This is a genomic window from Saccharopolyspora sp., from assembly GCF_017434145.1.
Classification (GTDB): Bacteria; Actinomycetota; Actinomycetes; order Mycobacteriales; family Pseudonocardiaceae; genus Saccharopolyspora_C; species Saccharopolyspora_C galaxeae.
On the sequence record NZ_JAFRFW010000596.1, the window covers coordinates 1 to 4,375 of the forward strand.

At 72.1% G+C, this 4,375-nt stretch carries 7 protein-coding genes; 2 read left to right on the forward strand and 5 right to left on the reverse strand.

Annotated elements, in window-relative coordinates:
• The 4 genes from IJH84_RS16420 to IJH84_RS16435 all read right to left on the reverse strand — a co-directional run.
• A partial coding sequence (locus tag IJH84_RS16420; RefSeq protein WP_295145943.1) for a DNA polymerase IV occupies positions 1-1,093 on the reverse strand: 1,093 nt, incomplete at its 3' end.
• Positions 1,094-1,154: 61 nt separating this feature from the next.
• Positions 1,155-1,601, reverse strand: a complete 447-nt coding sequence (locus tag IJH84_RS16425; protein ID WP_295145946.1) for a TipAS antibiotic-recognition domain-containing protein — start codon at positions 1,599-1,601, stop codon at positions 1,155-1,157.
• A 117-nt stretch (positions 1,602-1,718) separates the two neighbouring features.
• Positions 1,719-1,919: a hypothetical protein gene (locus IJH84_RS16430; RefSeq protein ID WP_295145948.1), complete on the reverse strand. Its 201-nt coding sequence runs from the start codon at positions 1,917-1,919 to the stop codon at positions 1,719-1,721.
• Positions 1,920-1,991: 72 nt separating this feature from the next.
• A complete protein-coding gene (locus IJH84_RS16435; RefSeq protein WP_367269035.1) occupies positions 1,992-2,921 on the reverse strand; it encodes a tetratricopeptide repeat protein in 930 nt (309 codons plus the stop codon).
• Positions 2,922-3,267: 346 nt separating this feature from the next.
• On the opposite strand from IJH84_RS16435, the gene IJH84_RS16440 reads away from it, so the two are divergent.
• Positions 3,268-3,525, forward strand: coding sequence for a hypothetical protein (locus IJH84_RS16440; RefSeq protein ID WP_295145952.1), 258 nt, complete (start codon positions 3,268-3,270; stop codon positions 3,523-3,525).
• Between the two features lie 56 nt (positions 3,526-3,581).
• Here IJH84_RS16440 and IJH84_RS16445 read toward each other — a convergent pair whose 3' ends face one another.
• Positions 3,582-3,884 (reverse strand): MTH1187 family thiamine-binding protein, encoded by a 303-nt coding sequence (locus IJH84_RS16445; RefSeq protein WP_295145954.1) that lies wholly within the window; start codon positions 3,882-3,884, stop codon positions 3,582-3,584.
• Positions 3,885-4,013: 129 nt separating this feature from the next.
• Between IJH84_RS16445 and IJH84_RS16450 the strand changes: the two genes are divergently transcribed.
• Positions 4,014-4,375, forward strand: a 362-nt coding sequence (locus tag IJH84_RS16450; protein ID WP_295145956.1) for a MarR family transcriptional regulator, incomplete at its 3' end; no start/stop codon positions are given.

Genomic DNA, 4,375 nt, shown 5'->3' on the forward strand with positions numbered 1-4,375 from the left:
CGGCGCTCGGGACGTCCGCGGGCTCGTCGGCCGGGGAGTCGAACAGCGCTTCCTGCTCCGAGGTCGCCAGGCCCGAATAGGAGATCCCGACCAGCCGCACCGGCGTGCCCGGCGGTACGGCCACCGCGGTGAGCCGCCGCGCGGCCGCGCTGAACGAGGCCAGGTCCGAGGTCGCGGACGCGAACGTCTCCGCCCGGCTGATCGTGGTGAAGTCCGCGTCGCGCACCTTCAGCGTCACCGTCCGCGCCGCCCGCCCGGACGACACCAGCCTGCGGTGCGCCGATTCGGCCATGCCCGCCACCTCGGCGGCCAGCCGCACCGGTTCGGTGATGTCCACGTCGAACGTGGTCTCCGCGCTGACCTGCTTGGCCTCGGCGCGTTCGGCCACCGGGTGGTCGTCGATGCCGTGCGCCAGGCGGTGCAGTTCGGCGCCGTGCGCCTGCCCGAGCAGCGAAGTGACGTCGCCGGGCTGCATCGCCGCGAGCTCACCGATGCTGTAAACGCCGATGCGGTGCAGCTTCGACTCGGTGACCGGTCCGACGCCCCACAACTTGCGCACCGGCAGCCCGGTGAGCAGCTCGACCTCCTGCTCTGGTGGGACCACCAGCGCCCCGTCCGGCTTCGCCAGCCCGGACGAGATCTTGGCGAGCTGCTTGCCGGAGCCCGCTCCCACCGAGGCGGCCACTCCGACCTCCCGCAGCACCCGCGCGCGCAGGTCCGCCGCGTACTGCTCGACGTGCTCGACCGAGGCGCCCGCCAGCTCCGCGGGTTCCAGGAACGCCTCGTCGATCGAGACCTGCCCCACCACGTCGGAGAGCTCCCGCACGATCTCGAACACCCGGCGGCTCACCGCCTGGTACACCCGCCCGCGCGGCGGCAGCACCACCGCGACCGGGCAGCGCCGCCGCGCCTCGGCCATCGGCATCGCCGAACGGGCCCCGTACTCGCGGGCCTGGTAGCTGGCGCCCGCGACGGTGCCGCGCGGGCCGAGCCCGCCGACCAGCACCGCGCGGCCGGCGACGGTGGGGCGGGCGAGCTGCTCGACGGACGCGAAGAACGCGTCCATGTCCATGTGCAGCACCCATCTCGGCATGGGGTTCATTGAACGAGAAGGCACCGACAAGCACCACGACCGCACCCGCGGCGGGGCGTGTTCAGCGCAGTCGGGAGTGCGCGTAGGCGGTCATGGCGTCGCGCAGGTACGCGGCCAGCCCGGCCGGTTTCTTGCGCTCGATGCGCTTGCGGAACTTCGGCTGGCTCACGTACATCGCGGCCAACCGCAGGTAGGAGTCGCGGTCCGGAGCCCAGAACCGGCAGATCCAGCGGTAGTGCTCGCCCGCGACCTGCTGCACCCGCGGATCCTCGCCGGGCACGCCCGCGAGGAAGAGCTCGGTGAGCCGCGCGCTGATCCGGTTCCATTCCTCGCCGATCGCCTCGGCGTTGTTGCCGTCGGCGTTGGCGGGCAGGTCGAAGCGGTCGGTGCGTTCCGGGTCGAGGTGGCCGATCAGGGCGGTGCCCACCTCGGCGGCTTCGGCGCGGTCCAGCGCCGGGACCGTGCTCGCGTCGTCCGGCGGAGTCGAGTCGTGCAGGTGGTTCGGCACCGCGTCCCTTCCTGAATCCGCGCGGCGACCCCCGCCGCGCGTCCGGCTTTTCCGCGTGGGCACGGTAGCTGAGCGTACCGGGCGCGTGGGCGGTTTCGCGCTCGCCGGGGCGGGCCGTCAGTCCTGCCGCTCGGAATCTTCCGGTTCGGACTCGGACGCCGTCTGCTCGGGCGCGGCCTGCTGCTTCGGCGGGGAGAGGAAGACGACGCCGCGCTCCAGATCCAGCGGACCGCCGGGATCGTGCTCGCGTCCCGGCGAGCCGTCGTCGCCTTCGTGCTTGAGCTTGCGGCCCGGGAAGAGTTCACCGTAGGAAGCCATGCCCCCAGCGTAGATATCCGCGGACCGGCGTTGTGGCGCGACGAGCCGGGCGGACCGGATCGCCGCGCCGGATCAGAACAGCGCGCCTGCCAGCGCGCGGCGGCCCTTCGCGACCCGCTCGTCGCCCTCGGGGAACAGCTCGAACATGCCGACCAGGTACTCCCGCACCCGGTTGCGCTCGTCGCCGGAGGTGCGCTTGACGGTGCGCACCAGCCGGTCGAACGCCTCCTCGACCCGCTGCGCGGCCAGTTCCGCGTCGGCAGCGGCGAGCTGGGCGTCGATGTCGTCCGGCGCGTTGTCGGCGCGTTCGATCGAGGCCGGGTCGGCGTTCTCCGCGCGGGCGCTGAAGCGCACCTGGGCGAGCGCGGCCTTGGCCTGCTCGTTGTCCGGTTCGGCGTCCAGGATCTGCTGGTACGCGGTTTCTGCCGCGGCGAAGTCGCCCGCTTCCAGCGCCTGCTCGGCCGCGGTGAAGCGCGGGTCCTCGGGCTCTTCGGCGGGTTCCTCGTCGTCGCCGCCGCCCTGCTCGGCCGCCGCGATGCCGGGCAACCGCTCCCGCAGCGCGTCGAGCAGCGCGTCGATCCACTGCCGCAGCTGGGGTTCGGGCTGCGCGCCTTGGAACGCTTCGACCGGCTGGCCGCCGGCGATCGCGATCACCATGGGGATCGACTGCACCTGGAACAGCTGCGCGATCCGCGGGTTGTTGTCCACATCGACCTTGGCCAGCACCCAGCTGCCGCCGCCTTCGGCGGCGAGCTTCTCCAGCACCGGGGACAGCTGCTTGCAGGGGCCGCACCAGTCCGCCCAGAGGTCGACGACCACGGGCACCTGCATCGAGCGGTCGACGACCTCGGACTGGAAGTCGGCTTCGGTGACGTCGATGACCGTCGTGGCCGCGCCGCCCTGCGCTCCTGCGGAACCGCCTGGAGCCGCGCCGCCGGCAGCCGAGGACTGGGCGTTCTCCGCCTTGTTCTTGAGCGAGGACAGGTCGACTGCGCCTGCCATCGCGGCGGACATTCCTGAGTTCTGGCGTGGATCTGGCCTCGTCACATCCCCATCCTGACACGGAGCGCCACGCGCACGGTGCGTGGGCAGGTGTTTCCCGGCGGCGACGGTCCGTGTTGCGGCGGTGCACGCGGCGCGACGGCTGCGCTCCCGGCTTTTGTCCCTCGAACGACTGGATGCAACCACTCGTTCGTATGACGATATGCGTGTGTCTCTCAGGTTTTCCGGGAGTGATCGCCGAAGGTGCCACCGAGCCGCGCGGGATCTTGTTCCGGCGCGGGCTCGCTGACAGGGGCCGGCAAGCGGCCGGCCCGCTGCCAAGAAGTTCGACTGAGAGGTACAGAAAGTGCGCATTGCAACCCGCGTCGCCGGCGCCGCCGGCCTCGCCGCCTTCGGCATGGTCTCCCTCGGCGCGACCGCGTTCGCCGACAGCACCGGCAACGAAGGCGTCAACCTGGGCAACGGCAACAACGTGAGCGCGGCCCCGATCCAGGCGTGCGGGACCAACGCCGCCGTGCTCGGTGCCGTCGTCCCGGTCCTCTCGCCGCAGCCGAGCCACTGCGTCAACGCTCCGCTGACCGACCACCCCTCGGCCGAGGGCTGAGCTCGATCGGTTGCGTCCGGCCGGGGATTCCACCGGGAGTCCCCGGCCGGGCTCGGTCACCCTTCGCCGAGATGCTCCTCGACCCGCCGGACCTTCTGCTCCAACTGCCCGGTGTGCCCGGGCCGGATGTCGGCCTTGACGACCAGGCTGGTGCGCGGCGAGCGGGACGAAACCGCCTCCGTCGCCCGCTTGACCACGTCCATCACCTCGTCCCACTCGCCTTCGACGGTGGTGAACATCGAGGTCGTCTCGTGCGGCAGGCCGGACTCGCGCACTACGCGCACCGCCGCCGCGACCGCTTCGCTGACGCTGTCGTCGTCGCCTGCACCGGTCGGTGCCACGCTGAACGCCACCAGCATTCGTCCTCCAACCCTCGCGGAAACCTTCCGCCGCGATCATGCGCGGAACCCGGGCCGGTGCGCTCGCCGGTCGCGGCAACCTCGAAGGAGTTCCCGGGCCGCATCCGGCCCGCTGCTAGCGTCGGCGGCATGAGCGCCCGTGGTCCGCTGCCCTTCGACCCCATCGCACGTGCGGCCGAGCTCTGGTCGGAGCGGGTCGGCCCGTCCACGACGATGGCCGCGGTGACCAGCGTGATGCGGGTCCAGCAGATCCTGCAATCCGCGGTCGACAACGCGCTGCGGCCGCACAACCTGACCTTCGCCCGCTACGAAGCGCTGGTCCTGCTGACCTTCTCGCGGCGCGGCAGCCTGCCGATGCGGGTGATGGGGGACCGGCTGCAGCTGCACCCGACCAGCGTCACCAACATCGTCGACCGCCTGGAGCACGACAAGCTGGTGCGCCGGGTGCCGCACCCCACCGACCGCCGCACCACGCTGGTCGAGATCACCGA

Coding starts and splice junctions, on each gene's coding strand:
- IJH84_RS16430 (WP_295145948.1), bottom strand. CDS start 1,919: ATGGCTTCCTACGGTGAACTCTTCCCGGGCCGCAAGCTCAAGCACGAA.
- IJH84_RS16435 (WP_367269035.1), bottom strand. CDS start 2,921: ATGGCAGGCGCAGTCGACCTGTCCTCGCTCAAGAACAAGGCGGAGAAC.
- IJH84_RS16445 (WP_295145954.1), bottom strand. CDS start 3,884: ATGCTGGTGGCGTTCAGCGTGGCACCGACCGGTGCAGGCGACGACGAC.